The organism is Pseudomonas sp. MWU12-3103b (genome assembly GCF_023100615.1).
Classification (GTDB): domain Bacteria; phylum Pseudomonadota; class Gammaproteobacteria; order Pseudomonadales; family Pseudomonadaceae; genus Aquipseudomonas; species Aquipseudomonas putida_A.
Map to the genome: position 1 here is coordinate 1 of NZ_JALMEY010000011.1, position 19365 is coordinate 19365.

A 19365-nucleotide genomic window follows, 5' to 3' on the forward strand; every position below is an offset into this window, starting at 1 on the left:
ACCATGCAATCAGCGTCACCTGGACTGGCGCTGACGGCACACCGGCCGGCGGGTCGCACACCTCAGTGCCGCGCGCGGTAAGCGAAGGGCTTGAGTTTGCGATCCCCAACAGCGTGGTGGCGTTCAATCTGGGTAAGCAGGTAAAAATCTCCTACGTCGTCATCATTGATGGTCATCCAACACCGTCCCGGGAATTTGACCTGACGGTGCAAGCAATGCCGCAGAGCGCGTTGGCCGGCCCCACCATCGAGCAGGCCGACAACAACGGCGCCGGCCCGGAACTGCATACCGGCAACCTGACCCAAGCGTCCGTACGCATGGGTGACTGGCCGCTGATCGCCCTCAACCAATACGTCTGGTTGCGTCTGCGCGGGACCAATGCCGACGGCAGCGCCTACACACGCGAGATCTGGAGCGCACCGACGGCCTTCACCAACCCCGACTGGATCGCTGACCGGTTCTTCACTTTTCCGCTTCCAGCCGATGAGCTCAAAGCTCTGCAGGATGGCAGCAGCCTGGCACTGGCGTTTAAAGCGGCGCTTGGTCAGAGCACGGTGGAGAGTGAGGCGGTGGAGTTTCCGTTGCGCACTTATACGATCAAAGCGATTGAGGATGTGCGCCCAGAAATTACCGGTGCGAAAGACTCCAAAGGGAATGAGATTCTCCCGGGCGGCACGACTGGCGACAACTCGATTACGCTTGAGGGCACCGGGGCTAAAGGTCAGAAAGTCCAGGTCAAGGATGGTGATACCGACAAGGGAGAGGCGATGGTTGATCCTGCGACGGGCCTGTGGAAGTTGACTGTAACGGGCTTGAGCGTGGGTGATCACAGCTTCACCGCCATCGCCAGATATGGCAGTGAGCAGGCATCGGATTCGTGGATCGTGGTCGTGGCCGATCTCGTTGACCTCGTTGAAGATTTTAGTTCATATCCGTCAGCCTCCGTGACCCTCAAACAACCGGGGCAATCCATGCAGGGGGACAACTCTAGAGTAACGCTTACTGAATCCTTCGGGGGCTATTTTAACAATTGGAACCATAGGGTTAACTTGGATATGGTGCCATGGCCGCACTTGTTTGTTGTAACGGACACCCGGACTGCTCAAAATATACTTGCGTACTCCTTAGCACTGAAGCATGGGAGTTCCAAGAGTGCAATCATCAATGGATATCTTGACTCAAGCAATAGCTTTCAGCCTTTTTACCTCAAACTTGCGTTCCTGCAAAAAAATGTTGTGGTGGACTCAAAAGAGCTCTTCCGGGGCTCTCTCGAACAAAGCATTTCAGTTGATGGAGAATATGCCCCAATCAACGGCCAGGCGTTCGATACACTAAAGTTCGAGATCAAGTCGCTGACTTCGAACTCTACAATGGCTCTACTTATGATAACGGAGATCACTTTCAAAAGCTAAAAGCTCCTCTATTATTCACATCAATGAAGGGGCGGCGGTAAACAAAAGGTGGCCCCTCAAAAAAACATAAGGTCAGAGAAGATCACTTTTCCAAGAGCATCGCTGACACGAAAACCGGCAATCCACGCTAAGCGCCTCTCCTGGATGGGGAGGTGCTTAGCACTTGCACTAAAGCTGGTGTATTTTCGATGAACTAAAGTGAACACAGGAGGCTATTGGCAGGGGTAACGTTTTCCCACGAAAGTGCTACCCCGACCAATTGACCCGAGCACAGTTTTATCCAAATACTCACCTCCATTACACAAAGTATATGCAGGCCAATTCTTGGGCTGCGAAAAACAATCTGGAATAAGGCGGGATAAGGGGACGAACTTATTTAATAGACTCACGTCTACAAGGAATCTTTGCCGGACACATAACCTGTGACTAACGCAGATCCACTGTGGGAGCGGGCTTGCTCGCGAAGAGGCCAGAACTGTCAGCACCTATTCCTTGGGCACAACATTATCCAGCGCCTGATTCACCGCCAACTCCCCCAGCATCACCACCTGCGCAATGCCCAACACCGTATTACGACTCGGCCCCTCCAGCGTGCCGGCGAAATCGCCGAGCATGACCGTGGCCGAGGCCAGGGATTCGCAGGCGTTGGCCAACAGGGATTCGGTGTCGGTTTGTGGGTTGACCAGGAACATGCTGCTGGGGATGTAGGGTGTGGCCATGATTTGCGCGGGCGCGAGGTAGTGGTCGAGGGCGCGTTCGGCGGCTTCGTGGAGTTTTCTGGAGTTGAGGGATTCGTAGGGTGATAGCGGGTCTGTGATTGGCGGATTGGTTGAGGTTTCGGGCGTCAGCTGGAACTCCGATCGGGGCACTTTGAAAGGATTACTCACTGTAGGAGCTGCCGCAGGCTGCGATCTATTGATCTTGATCTTGAAAAACAAAATCAAAAGATCGCAGCCTGCGGCAGCTCCTACAGGGGGACCGGGCAGTTAGTTCGGCACGCGGCGGCCATCGAGTACCCGGTTGACCATCAGTTCACTGAGCATGATCACCTGATGCAGCATCAGCATGGCCCGGCGCTGTGGGTTGTCGACGGAGTCGCCGATATCACGGGCCATGTCGCTGGCCGCGGCTAAGGATTCGCAGGCTTCGACGAGCAAGGTTTCTTCGTCCACGGTGGGGTCGATGAGGAAGATTCTGTTCGCCTTGCATGACGAGGTTGAAGGGATCGAGATCTTCAGTGCGCCGGGGTTGAGGTAGAAGTTGATGGCGCGGTCGGTTGCCGCTTTTATCTTCTGCGGGTCGAGGGCTGGGTCGTACGGGATCGAAGTGTCCGGGGGGTTGGGTGTGGCTTTGAACATGGATGTACTCCTATTGCAGTTATTCAGGAGCCATCACTCTCGCTACCAAACGAGGGGTGGTGGCCATACGCGGGTTGGTAGACCGGCTGCAATAGGAACCCGGCGCTCACGAGTGAGCCCCACGCATGACCACCATAAAAACGAGCCCCACAAAGGGACTGCAAAGGTGTTGCCATACAGCTATTACAGACGGGCTACCAAACCCGATCACTGATTTTCAGTGACAGGGAAACGATATAGCCCGGCCCATAGCCGTGTAAGCCGGCGGATTCTGGCGTACGCGTAGGTAACGGCGCAAGGCGTTGTAGCCGGTATGGCGTAACGGTTCGTGTACTTTAAACGTGGTTGCGGGGTGATGTTTATGTGCGGCGTTTGCTCTGTTGTTTTTATTTTGTCTGGCAGGCCGCTTTCGCGAGCAAGCCCGCTCCCACAGTTGGAATGAGTGCATTCAGGTGGGAGGTTGGTCGGTTGGCAGGCCGCCATCGCGAGCAAGCCCGCTCCCACAATTTGACTGAGTGCATTCAGTTTGGGATTGGTTGGCTGGTGAGCCGCCTTCGCCAGCAGGCTGGCCCTTACAGTTGTATTGGGTGTATTCATTTGGGGATTGGTTGGCTGTAAGGGCGTCATTGCTGGCAAGCCAGTTCCCACAGGTTCAGGCAGTCGGTGGACGCAACACCAGCGCAAACAGCTCGCCATGCCCGTTCACATTGAGCTTGTGATAGAGATTGCGCCGATGCACTTTCACCGTCTCCGGCGAGATGCCCATCTGCTGGGCGATGGCCTTGCTGGAAAAGCCCTGCAGAATCAACCGCGCGGTGTCGACTTCGCGGGTGGTCAGGCGCGCATCGAAGCGATCGAGCAGCGTTGCCAAATCCCCCGCCACCGACTCGGTGCCGGTCCCTTGTGGCGGCAACAGCTGCACGTGTCGGCGCATCGCCGCCAGCACCCAGTCGCGCACGCACAGCAGACGACCCTGTTCGGCCAGATCGAAAGTCGTCGAGCGCCCGAGTGACAGGCCAAGCACGCCGCCTTCGATGTTGATCATGAACTGCAACTCGTCCTCACCGACCACCGAGCGAAAATAGCTCTGGTAATACTCGCTGTGCAGAAACTGGTCCGGCGCCACCGAGGCCAGGCTGTGCAGGCCGTCGGCGATGCCGGTCGAGGCGGTTTGGTAGAACGGATCGAGCAGATACATGCCAGCGGTGTAGCTGGCCAGTTCTTCCTGCTCGTCGGCGCGGCCCTTGCTGTCGAAGTCAATCAGCAATTGCGGTGCCTGCCCCGCCTTCATCAACGCCACCAGCGCGTTGTCCAGCGGCACCAGCAGGCGCAGCGTGTCGACCAACGCGCGCCAGAAAGCGTCCTGGCCGACGGCGGCAAACACCCGCGCCAGACTTTGGTGCACCGGCAACTCCTGCAACAACGCGTCCACGCTCTACCCCTTTTGAGTAACCCATGATGGGAATGGGTCAGGCGTGCCCGCCCCGATAGGCTGAGCACTCCTGTCAATCACCGGCCTGCCGCAGGCCAGGAGTGCCGCATCATGCGTTGTCGTCGTGGCTATATCAACCGGGGCATCAACCTTGGCCTGCTCGCCTGTTTTGGCGTCGCATCCGTCGCCAGTGCCGCCGATGCGCCGAGCGTGCACGTTTACAACTGGTACGACTACATCGGCCCTACGACGTTGGCTGACTTCAAGCGCGACAGCGGCATTCAACCGGTTTACGACACCTTCGACAGCGCCGAAGTGCTCGAAGGCAAACTGCTGACCAGCCGCAGCGGTTACGACGTGGTGGTGGCGAGCAACTTCAGCCTGCCGACGCTGATCAAGGCCGGCGCCCTCGCCCCGCTGCCGCGCGATCAATTGCCGGGCTGGAACAATCTGGACAGCGATCTGCTGAGCAAACTGGCCAACAACGATCCCGGCAATCAATATGCCGTGCCTTATCTGTGGGGCACCAACGGCATCGGCTACAACGTCGACAAAGTGCGCGCCGCACTCGGCGACAAGGCACCGCTGGATTCGTGGGATCTGGTGTTCAAGGAAGAGAACCTCGCCAAGCTCGGCCAGTGCGGGGTGGCGATGCTCGACTCGCCGTCGGAAATGCTCCCGGTCGCCCTGCACTACCTGGGCTTGCCGCCCAACAGCACCAACCCCGAGGACTACCAGAAAGCCGAAGCGCTGCTGCTCAAATTGCGCCCGCACATTGCCTACTTCAACTCGTCGAAATTCATCAGTGACCTGTCCAACGGCAACATCTGCGTGGCAGTCGGCTGGTCCGGTGCAATGCTCGAAGCCAAGACCAACGCCGAGCAGGCCAACAACGGCGTGAAGATCGCCTACAGCCTGCCCAAGGAAGGCGCGCCGGTGTGGTTCGACACGCTGGTGCTGCTCAAGGATGCGCCGAACCGCGCTCAGGGTCTGGCGTTTATCGACTACCTGCTGCGCCCGGAAGTGATCGCGCCGGTCAGTGATCACCTGTCGTACCCCAACGGCAACCGCGCCGCGACGCCACTGGTGGCTGCGGCCACCCGGGATAACCCGGCGGTGTATCCGTCGGCCGCGGCGATGGCCACGTTGTACACCCTGGAACCGCTGCCCAAAGCCACCGAACGCGTGCGCACGCGGGTGTGGAGCAAGGTCAAGAACGGCCAGTAACCCCAACACATTTCCCTGTGGGAGCGAGCTTGCTCGCGAATGCGTCGGGTCAGTCAACATCTCCTTTGAATGACACACCGCCTTCGCGGGTAAGCCGCGCTCCCACAGGGTTTCGCGTTCAGCCCCGCTCATTCATTTCTGCCTTTTTATAGAGAGACATCCCATGAAACCTCGTGCCCGTGACCTCAACATCCGCATTGGCCAACTGCAACCCGGCCCGCTCAACGCCATCACCGACGTCCCCGGCGTGCGCGTCGGCCACAGTAACGTGCGTGGCCGCAGCGACAGCGGACGTGACATCTGCACCGGCGTCACAGTGATCGAACCGCGCCGCGGCTCGACCAACCAGCAACCGTGCTTCGCCGGGGTGCATGTGCTCAATGGCAATGGCGATGCCACCGGCCTTGAGTGGATTCGCGAGGCCGGGCTGCTGACCAGTCCCATCGCCTTCACCAACACCCACAGCCTCGGCGTCGTGCGCGATGCGTTGATTGCGCTGGATCGCCAACAGCAACCGGACGATGGGCGCCTCTACTGGAACATGCCGGTGGTGCTGGAAACTTTCGATGGCTTGCTCAACGACATCAACGGTTTTCACGTCAAACCCGAGCATGTCGCCGAGGCGCTGAGCTCAGCGCATGACGGTGCCGTTGAAGAAGGCGCCGTCGGTGGCGGCAGCGGCATGATCTGCCATGAATTCAAGGGCGGCATCGGCAGCGCCTCACGCCGTTTGAGCAGCGCTCAGGGCGGTTGGACCGTGGGGGCGATCGTGCAGGCCAACCACGGCATTCGCAGCGAGTTGCGGGTCGACGGTTATCCGGTGGGCCGTTACATGGAACAGGTGGATTCGCCGTTCCTGCGGGCTTCGCTGCCGCATCCGGGCATGGGTTCGATCGTGGTCTGCCTGGCCACCGACGCACCGCTGCTGCCGCATCAATGCACGCGCCTGGCACAGCGCGCCAGCCTCGGTCTGGCGCGCAGCGGCGGCGGTAACGAAGACCACAGCGGCGACATTTTCATTGCCTTTGCCACCGGCAACGAGCAGGTGCCATCCGCCGCTTACGAGGGTAAAGGCGCGCCAACCTGCGACGGCTTGCGCATGGTCAACAACGACCACATCAGCGAGCTGTTCCTCGCGGCTACCGAGGCGGTCGAAGAAGCGATCATCAACGCCCTGCTCGCCAGCGAGAGCACCGCGGGCAACGGGCATGCAGTGCCTGGGCTGGATAAGGAAACTCTGCTCGCCGCCCTCGCCAAGGCCGGCTGGCCCGGCGCCCGCTGACCTGTTGGAGCTGCGGCACGCTGCGATCTTTTGACCTTGCTTTCATAAATCAAAAGATCGCAGCCTTCGGCAGCTCCTGCAGGAGGTGAGATTCAGGTGAACATCTGGGCGCCGATATGTCGCGCCGTTTGCAGATGCTCCTGCGGATCACGCACCTCCGACTCCACCATCAGTGTCGAACTCACCACCGTCGCCCCGCTGTAATCGAAAATCCCGTGTTCGATCTGCGCCTTCATCGCCGGGCCATAACCGTGACGTTCGTAGGCGCGTTCATCGGCCCCTGCAAGGCCGACCAGATGCACGCGCAGGCGCTGCAGCTTCTTCACATGCTTGAGGTCGCCAGCGAAATCAAACGCCCAGCCGTTGCTGAACACCCGATCAATCCAACCCTTGAGCAACGCCGGCATCGACCACCAGTACACCGGGAACACCAGCACCAGAGCGTCGGCCCGATCAATCCGCGCCTGTTCAGCCAATACGTCGGCTGGCCGCTGCGCCTCGCGGTGATGCACGGCGAAATCCGCTGCGCCGAACACCGGCTGAAATCCCTCGGCGTAAAGATCGGCGATTTCCCGGGTATTGGCGGGGTTGGCGCCGGTCAAGCCCTCGGCAATCTGCGTTGCCACGCTGTGGGTCAGCGAACGCGGTTCGTGATGCGCCACAACAATCAATGCGTGCATGGTCATTCTCCTGTAAGTTTGCGCTGACCAAGGGCTATATACTCTTGGTAAGTTACGAACAGTAAGTTACGTTTGGTATATAAGCGATGTCAACCACAGAAATGACCGAAGCCGATTCCCCTGCCCAGCCGCGACGTCGCCTGTCGCGCGAAGATCGCAACCGCCAGTTGCTCGACGTCGCCTGGCAGATCATTCGGGCCGAGGGCACCGATGCCCTGACCCTGGGTTATCTGGCGGACAAGGCCGGGGTGACCAAACCGGTGGTCTACGACCACTTCACCACTCGCTCGGGCTTGCTCGCGGCGCTGTATCGCGACTTCGATACTCGCCAGACTGCGGTGATGGATGCAGCGATCGACCAGTGCCCGCCAACGCTGATCGACACCGCGACGGTGATCGCCACGGCGTACGTCGATTGCGTGTTATTGCAGGGCAATGAGATTCCTGGAGTGATTGCCGCGCTGGGCAGCACGCCGGAGCTGGAAAAGATCAAGCGCGACTACGAGGCAATCTTCCTCGAAAAGTGCCGCAGTGTGCTGCAACCGCTGGCTGCTGGCGGGGAAATCACCCAAGCCGGTTTGCGCGCGATGCTCGGTGCCGCCGAGGCGTTGTCGAATGCTGCCGCCAGTGCTGAAATCAGTGCCGGGCAAGCGAAGGACGAATTGTTCGCCACCATCATCGCGATGGTGGAACGGGCCGCCGCCCGTGCGACTAGCGGTACTTGAGTCGGCCCCCGCGCGTTCCCATGATGAAGGTACGCAGGCGCTTCACTCCTGAGCGACTGCGTAGGGAACGGGTGTTCTGAACCCCAAATCAAGCCTGTTCCCTGTTTCATGCGCAGCTTGAGCCTCATGGGCTCTACTTCTCCCCATCAAAGAGCCTTGAGGCTCTTTTTTTGTACGTTTTTTGCGCCGGACTCAGGACTCAGTGCAGCGTCAGGCGCTGACGGACAAACTCTTCGACGTGACGGGTAGTTTGATCCAGATGCCGGTCGCGCTGTTTTTCGGCATCGAGCATCGCGCGCTTGCCGTTTTTCTGCAGCAGGTAGGTGTGGATCTGCTGCACTTCCAGCGAGCGATAGATCGGTGAGGTGTTGATGAAACCGCGCAGGCCATTGCTGCGGTAATGCCGGGTGCTCATCAACACCTGGGTTTCGCGCGCGCCGATCACCTCGAAACCCAGCGCCTCGAAGTACGGCACTTTGCCGACACTGCAGGTCAGTTCGGCATGCGGATAACGGCTGACCATCTCGCCGATCATCGCCCGTGCCACGCCCTGACGCCGATAGCCTTCGCGCACGGCCATGTAGGCGACGCTGCACGCTTCCCAATCGCCTTGCACCGGCAGGTACAAGAGGAAACCGGTGACCCGCTCCGGGTCGTCCTCGGCCGTCGCCACCAGCAATTCCACCTCGGTGCCCTTCTCGCCATTCAGCGCCTCCAGATACAGATGCACCTCATAGCCGACCGCGTACTGATAGACGTTGTACAGCAGATTGCTCGGGCCAAGACCGACCGCGCTGATGTCGGTCAGGTAATCGACCACCAGTTGCAGAATCTGGCTGTTGACGCTTTCGGGGCATGGGGATTTGTAGTGGGTGATGCATGGCATGACAACTGAACTCCGGCGGAAAACCGCGACATCATACCGTGTCCCGACGCCTGCCACCGTCGCAAGAAATACCGAAGCAAGCTGACGGTTGACCTGAAGAAAATTTCATCTGCCAAGGCTCGGATCTTTCGCCGATTTAGCGTCCAATTCTTCAGCTGCGTTCACTTTTTTAACGCAGGCCTTGAGGAGTTCACATGAGCGTTTTGCGTTCACTGTTCAAATGGCGGCAAGCCTTGTTGCTGGTGCCGCTGACCCTGGCAGCGCTGGCCAGCACCCCGGTGTTTGCACAACCCCCGGTTTACATTCAGCAGGCACCGCCGCCGATGCGCATGGAAGTGATGCCCGGCCCGCGCCCCGGTTATGTCTGGGATCAGGGCCATTGGCGCTGGGAAGGACGCGGCTACGTGTGGATGCCCGGTCATTGGCAACCGGTGAGGTACGGCGCGCACTGGCGACCAGGCCACTGGCAGGCGCGCGGTCCTAACTGGTACTGGGTCGAAGGCCGCTGGGCCCGTTGAACCCGCTCGGCAACAACAACTTATCTACCGGGAAGACCACCATGTCGCGAAACCTGAAAACCCTGCTCGCCGCCTCACTGGTCGCGATCACCCTGTCGGGCTGCATTGTCGAACCGGTACGACCGCATCGGCCACCGCCGCCGGTGGAAGTCGTGCCGGTCATGCCAGCGCCCGGTTATCACTGGGTCGCCGGTCACTATCGTTGGGATGGACGTGAGTGGCGCTGGGCACCGGGACACTGGCGCGCCTATTGACCTGAGCGGCTGGCGTCACTGCTGTGGCGCCACCACCTTGAACTTGATCGCGATGTCGTTGGACACCACAGTGTCCGCCCACTCCCCCGCCCCGAGTCCGAACTGGTCACGCTTGAGCACCAGTTCACCGTCGAAAATGCCGATCGAACTGTCCGGTTTCAGCTCGACCGGCACCTGCACCTCGCGGGTGATGCCCTTGAGGGTGAGCTGGCCGGCGATCAGATAATGATTGCCCGTGACCCAGGTAAAACGGCTGGACTCGAACACCGCCACGGGAAAGCGCTGCGTATCGAACCACGCCGGTTTCACCAGTTCGGTGTTGGCGTCAGTGCTGCCGGCGTCGATGCTGTTGAGGTCGATGTGCAATGTGGTGTGGGCGCCGGCGAGGTTGTCGCTGTCGAACTGCAGTGTCCCGTCGAACTTGCCGAAGGTGCCGTACATCAGCGAGCCCATCTGGTTGTAGGTAAAGCTGATCTGGCTGGCGGTGGTGTTGACGCGGTTGTATTCAGCAGCCTGCGCCGCGCTCGTGACGCACAGGCAGGCAAACAGTGCCACAGCGGTGAATCGGGCACGCATGGGATTCTCCGGACAGGGCAAACCTTCGAGGCCTCGACTGACTTAAGCAAACAACCGGCGAATGCGCCATGTCATTTGTCTGCCGATGTGGCTCGGGCTCAGACCAGCCGCTCGATCTTCTGATGCTGCCAGACCAGTTTGTAATACAGCGTCTGCAACACCAGCATGCCCAGATACGCCACCGGGAACGCCATCCAAACGCCCTGCAAACCGTACTGACCGTCCAGCCAGTAAGCTGCCGGCAACTGCACGCCGACCACGCAGACAATCGCAATAATCACCGGCACCAGCACCGTTCCGCTGGCGCGCATGATGCCGCCGATGATCGCCTGGAAGCCGAACACCAACAGGCTCCACAACATGATGTGCAGCAAGTGCTCAGCCATCGCCCGGGTCGAATCTTCGGTCAGGAACAATCCCAGCAGCCAGTGCGACAACAGGTAACCGAGCACAATCAAACCGCCGGTCAGGCACACGTTGATCAACAGCCCGGTGCGCAGGATCGCTGCCAGGCGTTGCAGTTGCCCGGCACCAATGGCCTGGGCGCCAAGGATCGAGGCGGTGATGGCAATCGACAGCGCCGGAAACTGTACGTAGTTGACGATCTGCGTCACCGCGCCATAGGCCGCTGTCGCCTGCGAGCCGTGCTGGTTGACCAGCGCCAGAATCACCAGCTCCGACAGCGACAACACAATCATCTGCACCCCGGTCGGCAGGCCGATGCGCAGCACCTTGCCGAGAATCGCCGCGTCCAGGCGCAGTGCCGCGAAGAACTCGCGGTCCGGCGCCAGCGGATGGTCCTTGCGAATCAGCCGCCACGCCAGCCACGTCATGGCCGACAGGTTACCGGCCAGGCCGGCGAAGGCGGCACTTTGAATGCCCAACTGTGGCAGACCGAACCAGCCACGAATCAACGCCGGGGTCAGCGCCAGCCCGACCGAGGTCGACACGATCAGCGCCAACAGTGGCGACACGGTGTCGCTGACTCCGCGCAGCAATTGCGTGAACAGCACAAACACCAGCATCGACGGCAGAATCCACATCATCACATGCGCATACGCCACTGCGTCGTCCAGTACATCCGCCGGCGTTCCTAACCCTTGCAATGCCTGACGCGCAAACACGCTGCCGAGTACCGCCGCCAGCAAACCGATCAACACCCCCAGCAACAGCGTTGCCCCGGCGATCGCCTTGACCATGTGTGCCTCGCGCGCGCCCCACGCCTGGCCGATCAACACCCCGGCGCCCGCGCCCAGGCCGATCACCAGCGCGATAAAGAAAAAGATCACCGGGAACATCCCCGACACCGCCGCCAGCGCTTGCGTACCGAGCATCTGCCCAATGTAAATGCTGTTGACCGTGCCCGACATCGATTGCAGGAAGTTGGACAACACCATCGGCGCAAGGAACAGCAGGTAGGTTTGCCAGAGCGGTTTGATGGTGCCGGGGGTTTGCATTGAGGATCGTTCTCGGGGTGGGAGATGCGAGGGATATTACGCTAGATGGGCGGGATAAAGTCGGTCGACATCGCCTCTGCTCAAGGCTTAAATGTCGGCACTATTTTTTGTGGAACGCGCCTGCCCATGACTCCGTTGCGAAATGCTCTGACCTGTTCCCTGCTGGTTCTGTTCAGCCACGCTGCCGGCGCCGCCGAGCCCCCTGTTTCCTCCGAATCGTTGCGTCCGTTGCTGACAACCTTGAACGAACGCCTGAACATCGGCGACCTCGTCGCCCTGACCAAATGGGACAGTGGCAAGCCGATTCAGGACAGCCCGCGCGAAGCCCAGGTCATCGCCAATGCCCGCAACCTGGCGACCGAACACCAGCTCGACCCCGAAGAAGTCGCCCAGTTGATCGCTGCACAAATGGAGGCAAACAAACTGGTGCAGTACGGATTGCTCGCGCAATGGCAGGCGGCTGGTGCGGCGCCGGACACCCCGCGACCGGATCTGGCCGGGCAGATTCGTCCGCGCCTGGACGAGCTGCAAACCCGCCTGCTGCGCCAGTACGCCGACTTCGCGCCGCATCGCCGCGACCCGAATTGCCCGGTCTGGCTGGCCAAGGCCCGGCAGGGCCTGACACACGACGCACTGCATGATCTGGCCCTGACCCGCGCCACCGGAGAACTATGCATTCGGGCGCAGAAGCTCTGAATCCGGACTTGCGGCATACATCGCTGGCGTCGATAGTCACCATCACGCCAATGAAGTTCTCATAAAAAATCCGCGGCGTAACATCAGCTCCATACCAACCCAATACACCCCGGAGCACACGATCATGAAACGCCAAACCATCCTCGGCATCGCTTTCTCGGTTCTTGCAGTTAACGCTTTTGCAGCAACACCCGTTCACACCTTGGTCGCTGAAGGCGGCTCGGACAAGTTGATTGAAAGCCGTCTGGCTGAAGGTGGTTCTGATCGTTTGCTGGAGCGCCGTGTTGCCGAAGGTGGCTCGGATCGTCTGCTGGAGCGCCGTGTCGCTGAAGGTGGCTCGGATCGTCTGCAAGAACGCCGTGTCGCTGAAGGTGGCTCGGATCGTCTGCTGGAGCGCCGTGTCGCTGAAGGTGGCTCGGATCGTCTGCAGGAACGCCGCGTCGCTGAAGGTGGTTCGGATCGTCTGATCGAAAGCCGCAATGCATAAAACAACGGCTCTAAAGCAGTCAAAGAAGCCCGGCCTGATTAGCCGGGCTTTTGCATTTCGTCGTTTGCTGGCGTGGTTCTTTTCAACAACCCGCGTCGGAAAGGATCTTGCCTTGTAGGGCATTGGCGAAACTTCCGACGGTGCTTATCCGAAGCGACCGACTGGCAGCCCGACGCTTAATGCGCATACCATGCGGCCACAACGTCCAAACAGAATTTGCCTGCCCATGCTCAAAGCCAGTCTGCGAAGTCACCTGACCCTCTGGTTCGCCGGTTTGTCCCTGCTGACCCTGGCGATCGTCGGCTTCTATGTCGGGCATATCGCCACCGAACAGATGAAACAGGTCAGCGGCAATTCACTGCTCAATACCGCGCGTTCTGCGGCAACGTTGCTCGGTGACCAATTACGCGAGCGCCAGCTGGAGGTCTACCTGCTCAGCCGTGCGCCGCATCTGGAACGCGGCGACCTCGACAACCCGGCGATTCTCAAATCGATGCAACTGCGCACCCAGGCCCGGGCCGAGTATGCGTGGATGGGCGTGACCGATGCCGATGGCCATGTGCATCAAGCGGTGAATAATTTGCTGGTCGGGCAATCGGTGCAGCAACGGCCATGGTTCCAGGCTGGCCTGCGGGGTGAGTACACCGGTGACCCGCACGAAGCGGTGTTGCTGGCCAAACTGCTGCCGGGAACGCCCAACGGCGAACCGCTGCGTTTCATCGACTTCGCCGCCCCGATCCGCAACGCCGACGGCCAGGTGATTGGCGTACTGGGCGCGCACGCGCACTGGAGCTGGGTGACGCGTATCGTCGAATCGGCAGCGTTCTCGCATAAAAATGCGTCGCCGGATATCGAAGCGCTGATCATCGATCACGACGGCAAGGTGCTGTACCCGGAAGCCCTGATGGGCCAGCAACTGGCGGTGAATGATTCGAAGTCGCCGGGCTGGTCGGTCGGCAACGGTTACCTGACCAGCATGGTCACCGTACCGACGCCTTCGAGTACGGCGTTGTCCTGGTCGATTGCCGTGCGCCAGCCACTGGACACCGCTCTGGAGCCGGCGCGCCTGCTGCTCTATAAATTGTTGCTGCTGGGTGTGGCCGCCGCCGTGGCATTCGGGCTGGTGGCGTACTATCTGGCGCAGTATCTGAGCCGGCCGATCGAGCAACTCGCGCACTCGGCCAAACAGGTGCAGAACCAACAGCCCGGCGCACACTTCCCGCTGCAGCACCCGGTGCGGGAAATCGCCCAGCTTGGGCAGTCGATCGACGCCATGACCCGGTCGCTGCTGGCCAAGGAGCGCGAACTGCAGGAAGCCAACGCCTCGCTGGAAGCCACCGTCGCCCAGCGCACCGCGGCACTGATGCAGGCCAATGCCGACCTGTTGAACCTGGCGACCCACGACGCCCTGACCGGCGTCTACAACCGTCGCCGCTTCGATGAAAAACTCAGCGAGTACAGTCTGCTGTTCCGCCGCACCGGGCGACCGTTTGCCCTGCTGCTGATCGACGCCGATCACTTCAAGCGTATCAACGACACCTACGGCCACGCGATTGGCGACGACGTGTTGCAGCAATTGGCGCAACTCATTCAGGTCAGCGTGCGCGCCACAGACTTCGTCGCCCGTTATGGCGGCGAGGAATTCGCCGTACTGCTGCCGGAAGTCGCCCAGCCTGATACTCCAGAGGTGGTCGCCGAAAAGATCCGTGTCGCCGTGGCCCAGGCGCACTTTCCCGAGATCGGACAGGTCACGGTGAGCATTGGCGTCGCGCTGGCCGACCCGGCGGACAACAGCCACACGATGCTGATCAAACGTGCCGACCAGCAGCTGTATCAGGCGAAAGCGGCGGGCCGTAATCAGGTGGCTTGATCAGCCCTCTTTGACTTCGCAAATGCCGTTGGCCTGGTTTGCCGGGCCGGCCGAGCAAAATCTTTAATTGGAGAACTGCTGCAGATACGCCAGCAAATTATCGATCTTCTCCTCGTCACTCAGCCCCCAGAAAATCATTCGTGTGCCCGGCACCACGCCCTTTGGATCTTTCAGATACGCAGTCAGCGTTTCGCGGTCCCAGGTCTTGCCCGAGTTTTTCATCGCCTCGGAATACACGTAATTGGCCGAGGTTCCGGCCGCTCGACCGATGATGCCGTTGAGTTGCGGGCCGAACCCCGGGCGCGCATCCGGGCCAACCTGGTGGCAGCCGCCGCACAGGCGCGGGAAGATCTTTTCGCCGGCCTGCGGATCGCCTGCGGCGCGGGTGGTCGAGCTGAACAGTACGGCGGTGGCGGTCAAGGCAAGCAAGAGTGCAACGGTGTTTTTCATCTAAGGTTCCGGAACGGCTTGAATCTGGCTGCGCAAGGGTAACATCTGTCCCCCGGGCCTCGTTTTACAGGTAAGCGGCAATGACCTTCCTGACGGTGGTCAAGGCCTGCCGCAACACATCCATTTCCACCGAACCCAGGGCCAATCGAATCGCATGCGGCACATGGGCCGATACGGCGAACGGCTCGGCCGTGGTGACCGAAATCTGCTTCTGCATCAGCTCCACCACAATCTGATCGGCACGCACGTCTTCCGGCAAGGGCAGCCACAGGAAATACGAGTTCGGATGGGCGACGCATGGCAACCCTTTGAGCAACTCGGCAGCCAGTGCCTGGCGCGCCTGAGCATCGTGGCGTTTTTGCGCTTCCAGTTCGATCACGGTGCCGTCGTCGAGCCAGCCGCAGACGATCGCGGTCATCAGTCCCGGGGTGTTCCAGGTGGTTGCGCGAATCACCCGCTCCAGTGCCGGAACGTGGGCCGCAGGCGCAGCAATGAAACCGACGCGCAGGCCGGTGGCGATGTTCTTCGAAAGGCCCGAAACGTAGACCGTGCGCTCAGGCGCCAGGTCGATCAGAGGACGCGGCGGGTCCTCCACCAGAAAAGCGTAGGCCGCGTCTTCGATAAGGGTCAGATCATGCCGCCGCGCGATGGCAGCCAATTCTTCGCGCTGCTCGATAGGCATCACCCAACCAAGCGGGTTGTGCAGGGTCGGCATGCTGTACACCGCACGCACCGAGCGACTGCGGCAGAGTTTTTCCAGCGCGGCCAGATCCGGCCCCTGCTCGTTGACCGGGATCGCCACCACTTCCAGATGCAACGCCTCGGCCAGCACTTTGAACCCGGAATAGGTCAGCGCATCGGCGGCGATCACATCGCCGGGCTTGAGCAACGCCATCAGCGTCACCGCCAGCCCCTGCTGGGCGCCGTTGACCAGCAGCACTTGTTCGGCGTCGACGCTGACACCGCGGCTGAGCAAATGGCGCGCGACCGAAGCCCGTTCGTGGGCCCGGCCGGCATGGGGCTGATAGCGCAATAATGCTTCCAGATCTCCCGACAACGCCAACTGGCGCAGTGCGGTGCGCAACAATTGCGTCTGACCGGGCAAGGACGGGTAGTTGAAATTCAGGTCGATCATGCCGACGGCCACGTCTTTCTGGTCGATGCCCTGCCCCGGCGACAACGAGGTTTCGCGCACGAAGGTGCCGCGCCCGGTTTCGCCGCTGACCAGCCCCATGGCTTCGAGTTCGGCGTACACCCGCGAGGCCGTGACCAGCGCCAGCCCTTCCTGCGTGGCCAGTTGCCGGTGCGTCGGCAGACGGGTGCCGGGCGCCAGACGTCCGGTGCGAATGTCGGCGGCGTAAGTGTCGACGATGGTCTTGTAGCGAGAGCGGGACATGTCGGGATGTATCCATGACAATTTTTTGATTGTCCTGATTCTCGATCATAGGATTCTCTCAAAGCAACCCACAATGAGTGTGAATCGTATGGAACGGACTTCAAACGTGAGCAACCCGGCACTGGAAAAAACCAGCGGCTGGATCAACGGCTTTATTGGCGTGGTGTGCTTCAGCGGCTCGCTGCCGGCGACGCGCCTGGCCGTGCTGGAGTTTGACCCGGTGTTTCTCACCGTCGCGCGCGCCGCCATTGCCGGCGTCCTGGCCGTTGCCCTGTTGTGGTTGTTCCGTGAGCGGCGACCGTCCAGGGATCAGTGGTTTTCGTTGCTGATCGTGGCATTGGGCGTCGTGCTCGGTTTCCCGCTGCTGACGGCGTTGGCATTGCAGCACGTGACATCGGCGCATTCGATCGTCTTTGTCGGCTTGCTGCCATTGGCCACTGCGCTGTTTGGCGTGTTGCGCGGTGGCGAGCGTCCGCGCCCGGTATTCTGGTTCTTCTCAATCCTCGGCAGTGCTCTGGTGGTGGGGTTCGCCTTGTCACAGGGATTGTCCGCCTCGCCCACCGGTGACCTGCTGATGCTCGCCTCGATTCTGGTCTGCGGTCTGGGTTATGCCGAAGGCGCAAAACTGTCGCGCACCCTGGGTGGCTGGCAGGTGATCTGTTGGGCGCTGGTCTTGTCGCTGCCACCGATGGCAATTGCGAGCCTGTGGCTGGCCCCACCATCCTTCAGCGGCATCAGCGTGTCGGCATGGGTCTGTCTGGGCTACGTTTCGCTGTTCAGCATGCTGATCGCGTTCGTGTTCTGGTATCGCGGCCTGGCCCAGGGCGGGATTGCCGCGGTTGGTCAACTGCAGTTGCTGCAACCGTTTTTCGGCCTGGCGCTGGCAGCGACGTTGCTGCATGAGCAAGTCAGCATCGGCATGCTGGTGGTGACGGTGGGCGTGATTCTTTGTGTGGCCGGGGCGAAGAAGTTCTCCCGATAGTGATCTTTGGCATCGCCTCTGTGGGAGCGGGCTTGCTCGAAGGCGTAGTGGCAGTCGATACCGTTTCACCGACATACCGCCTTCGCGAGCAAGCCGCGCCCACAACTGCACTCAGTGGTGTTCGACGCCGGCGCGTTTCAACAGCTTCTTGCAGCGCTCGGACAGATGAAACACCTGCAGCTCCTTGCCCGCCTTTTCGTAACGCTCGCGCAGGGTCTTCAACGCGGCAATCGCCGAGTAATCGACGAAGCTCAAATGTCGGCAATCGAGGGTCACTCGTACTGGGTCATTGGCCGGGTCGAACTGGTTGAGGAACGGCGTGGTCGAGGCGAAAAACAGCGTGCCGTGCAGGCGGTAGAGTTTGCTGCCGTCGGCTTCAAGATGCTCATCGGCGTACAACTCGCGGGCCTGCTGCCAGGCGAAATTCAGCGCGGCGATGATGATCCCGCAGAGCACGGCCGTGGCCAGGTCGGTGAACACGGTGATAGTGGTCACGGCGATGATCACCAGTACATCGTTGAGCGGCACTTTGTTCAACACCCGCAACGAAGCCCAGGCGAAGGTCTGCTGCGAGACCACGAACATCACCCCTACCAGTGCCGCCAGCGGAATACACTCGATCAGCGGCGACAGAAACAGGATGAACAGCAGAATCAGCACCCCCGCCACCACCCCGGACAAACGCCCGCGGCCGCCGGAGCTGAGGTTGATCACGGTCTGGCCGATCATCGCGCAACCGCCCATGCCACCGAACGCGCCCGAGACCACGTTCGCCGCGCCCAGCGCCACGCACTCGCGATCCGGGTAGCCGCGGGTTTCGGTGATTTCGTCGGTGAGGTTCAGGGTCAGCAGGGTTTCCAGCAGACCGACCAGCGCCATCAGAATCGCGTACGGGGCGATGATGCGCAGGGTTTCCAGCGTCCACGGGATGTCCGGCAGCGCGAAAGTCGGCAGACCGCCGGCGATGTGCGCCATGTCGCCAAGGGTGCGGGTCGGCAGACCGAACAGGTAGACCAGCAGGCCCACGCCGAGGATCGCCACCAATGCCGGCGGCACTGCGCGGGTCAGGCGCGGCAGGATGTAGACGATGGCCATGGTCAGCAGCACCAGCCCGGTCATCAGGTACAGCGGCGTGCCGCTGAGCCAATGTTCACCGCTCTTGAAATGCTCCAGTTGCGCCAGTGCAATGATGATTGCCAGGCCGTTGACGAAACCGAGCATCACCGGATGCGGCACCATGCGCACCAGTTTGCCCAGGCGCAACAAGCCGAACGCCATCATGATCAAACCGCCGAGCAACACCGTCGCCAGCAAGTACTGCACGCCGTGCTGCACTACCAGCGCGACGATCACCACCGCCATCGAACCCGCCGCCCCGGAGACCATTCCCGGCCGGCCACCGAACAACGCGGTCAGCGTACAAATGATGAAGGCGCCGTACAGGCCCATCAGCGGATTGAGATGCGCCACCAGCGCGAACGCAATGCATTCGGGCAACAGGGCAAACGAGGTGGTGAGTCCGGCCAGGACATCGGCGCGCAGACGTTTCGGTTTCATGGCTTACCTGACTGACGGCCGACGAGTACGGCCGCTGATGTTCGTAAAAAAGCGGGGAGCGGATGTTACGGAATAGTTCGGAATCGGGCCAGTGATCGCTGACACCCTTGGCCGAGCGAT

Annotated in this window: 19 protein-coding genes and 1 pseudogene; 10 read left to right on the top strand and 10 right to left on the bottom strand. The window is 60.8% G+C overall.

The genetic code is table 11. The annotated features are described in order from the left end of the window. Positions 1–1412 (top strand): annotated as a pseudogene (locus M0808_RS17315) (hypothetical protein); the annotation flags it as partial. Between the two features lie 485 nt (positions 1413–1897). On the opposite strand, the gene M0808_RS17320 reads toward M0808_RS17315, so the two are convergent. The 3 genes from M0808_RS17320 to M0808_RS17330 all read right to left on the bottom strand — a co-directional run bounded on the left by M0808_RS17320 (position 1898) and on the right by M0808_RS17330 (position 4202). Beyond that, on the bottom strand, positions 1898–2260 hold the full coding sequence (locus tag M0808_RS17320) for a DUF6124 family protein (RefSeq protein WP_247842091.1): 363 nt from the start codon (positions 2258–2260) through the stop codon (positions 1898–1900). Between the two features lie 138 nt (positions 2261–2398). Next, entirely contained in the window at positions 2399–2770 is a 372-nt protein-coding gene (locus tag M0808_RS17325; RefSeq protein WP_225138553.1) for a hypothetical protein, read from the bottom strand. Between the two features lie 652 nt (positions 2771–3422). After that, positions 3423–4202, bottom strand: a complete 780-nt coding sequence (locus M0808_RS17330) for a helix-turn-helix transcriptional regulator (protein ID WP_247841997.1) — start codon at positions 4200–4202, stop codon at positions 3423–3425. A 111-nt stretch (positions 4203–4313) separates the two neighbouring features. Here M0808_RS17330 and M0808_RS17335 point away from each other — a divergent pair, with 111 nt between their 5' ends. Both M0808_RS17335 and M0808_RS17340 read left to right on the top strand, forming a co-directional pair. Next, on the top strand, positions 4314–5429 hold the full coding sequence (locus M0808_RS17335; RefSeq protein WP_098968189.1) for a polyamine ABC transporter substrate-binding protein: 1116 nt from the start codon (positions 4314–4316) through the stop codon (positions 5427–5429). Between the two features lie 163 nt (positions 5430–5592). Then, positions 5593–6711, top strand: a complete 1119-nt coding sequence (locus M0808_RS17340; protein WP_247841998.1) for a P1 family peptidase — start codon at positions 5593–5595, stop codon at positions 6709–6711. A gap of 92 nt (positions 6712–6803) precedes the next feature. Here the strand turns inward: M0808_RS17340 and M0808_RS17345 are convergent, their stop codons facing one another. Further along, positions 6804–7391, bottom strand: coding sequence for an NAD(P)H-dependent oxidoreductase (locus M0808_RS17345; protein ID WP_247841999.1), 588 nt, complete (start codon positions 7389–7391; stop codon positions 6804–6806). Between the two features lie 86 nt (positions 7392–7477). Here M0808_RS17345 and M0808_RS17350 point away from each other — a divergent pair, with 86 nt between their 5' ends. Then, on the top strand, positions 7478–8116 hold the full coding sequence (locus M0808_RS17350) for a TetR/AcrR family transcriptional regulator (RefSeq protein WP_096795609.1): 639 nt from the start codon (positions 7478–7480) through the stop codon (positions 8114–8116). Positions 8117–8315: 199 nt separating this feature from the next. Here M0808_RS17350 and M0808_RS17355 read toward each other — a convergent pair whose 3' ends face one another. Beyond that, on the bottom strand, positions 8316–9002 hold the full coding sequence (locus M0808_RS17355; protein ID WP_247842000.1) for a GNAT family N-acetyltransferase: 687 nt from the start codon (positions 9000–9002) through the stop codon (positions 8316–8318). A 194-nt stretch (positions 9003–9196) separates the two neighbouring features. Here M0808_RS17355 and M0808_RS17360 point away from each other — a divergent pair, with 194 nt between their 5' ends. Next, the gene (locus M0808_RS17360; protein WP_247842001.1) at positions 9197–9520 is read left to right on the top strand and encodes a YXWGXW repeat-containing protein; all 324 of its coding nucleotides are present in this window, start codon (positions 9197–9199) and stop codon (positions 9518–9520) included. Positions 9521–9561: 41 nt separating this feature from the next. Beyond that, positions 9562–9774 carry a YXWGXW repeat-containing protein gene (locus M0808_RS17365; RefSeq protein ID WP_027614713.1) on the top strand — a complete coding sequence of 71 codons (213 nt, stop codon included), beginning with the start codon at positions 9562–9564 and terminating at the stop codon, positions 9772–9774. Positions 9775–9789: 15 nt separating this feature from the next. Here M0808_RS17365 and M0808_RS17370 read toward each other — a convergent pair whose 3' ends face one another. Then, positions 9790–10350, bottom strand: a complete 561-nt coding sequence (locus tag M0808_RS17370; RefSeq protein WP_247842002.1) for a YceI family protein — start codon at positions 10348–10350, stop codon at positions 9790–9792. Between the two features lie 98 nt (positions 10351–10448). Then, positions 10449–11807: an MATE family efflux transporter gene (locus M0808_RS17375; RefSeq protein WP_247842003.1), complete on the bottom strand. Its 1359-nt coding sequence runs from the start codon at positions 11805–11807 to the stop codon at positions 10449–10451. Between the two features lie 126 nt (positions 11808–11933). Here M0808_RS17375 and M0808_RS17380 point away from each other — a divergent pair, with 126 nt between their 5' ends. The 3 genes from M0808_RS17380 to M0808_RS17390 all read left to right on the top strand — a co-directional run bounded on the left by M0808_RS17380 (position 11934) and on the right by M0808_RS17390 (position 14860). Further along, entirely contained in the window at positions 11934–12503 is a 570-nt protein-coding gene (locus M0808_RS17380) for a chorismate mutase (protein WP_247842004.1), read from the top strand. A 124-nt stretch (positions 12504–12627) separates the two neighbouring features. Then, complete coding sequence (locus M0808_RS17385) at positions 12628–12990, top strand: hypothetical protein (RefSeq protein ID WP_247842005.1); 363 nt, start codon at positions 12628–12630, stop codon at positions 12988–12990. Positions 12991–13216: 226 nt separating this feature from the next. Next, positions 13217–14860, top strand: a complete 1644-nt coding sequence (locus tag M0808_RS17390; RefSeq protein WP_027614708.1) for a sensor domain-containing diguanylate cyclase — start codon at positions 13217–13219, stop codon at positions 14858–14860. Positions 14861–14923: 63 nt separating this feature from the next. Here M0808_RS17390 and M0808_RS17395 read toward each other — a convergent pair whose 3' ends face one another. Both M0808_RS17395 and M0808_RS17400 read right to left on the bottom strand, forming a co-directional pair. Beyond that, the gene (locus M0808_RS17395; RefSeq protein WP_027614707.1) at positions 14924–15310 is read right to left on the bottom strand and encodes a cytochrome c family protein; all 387 of its coding nucleotides are present in this window, start codon (positions 15308–15310) and stop codon (positions 14924–14926) included. A 64-nt stretch (positions 15311–15374) separates the two neighbouring features. Beyond that, entirely contained in the window at positions 15375–16706 is a 1332-nt protein-coding gene (locus tag M0808_RS17400; protein WP_247842006.1) for a PLP-dependent aminotransferase family protein, read from the bottom strand. Positions 16707–16794: 88 nt separating this feature from the next. Here M0808_RS17400 and M0808_RS17405 point away from each other — a divergent pair, with 88 nt between their 5' ends. Then, entirely contained in the window at positions 16795–17688 is an 894-nt protein-coding gene (locus M0808_RS17405) for a DMT family transporter (protein ID WP_096795618.1), read from the top strand. A 111-nt stretch (positions 17689–17799) separates the two neighbouring features. On the opposite strand, the gene M0808_RS17410 is transcribed toward M0808_RS17405, so the two are convergent. Further along, the gene (locus M0808_RS17410) at positions 17800–19245 is read right to left on the bottom strand and encodes a SulP family inorganic anion transporter (protein ID WP_134786023.1); all 1446 of its coding nucleotides are present in this window, start codon (positions 19243–19245) and stop codon (positions 17800–17802) included. Positions 19246–19365 lie beyond the last annotated feature (120 nt).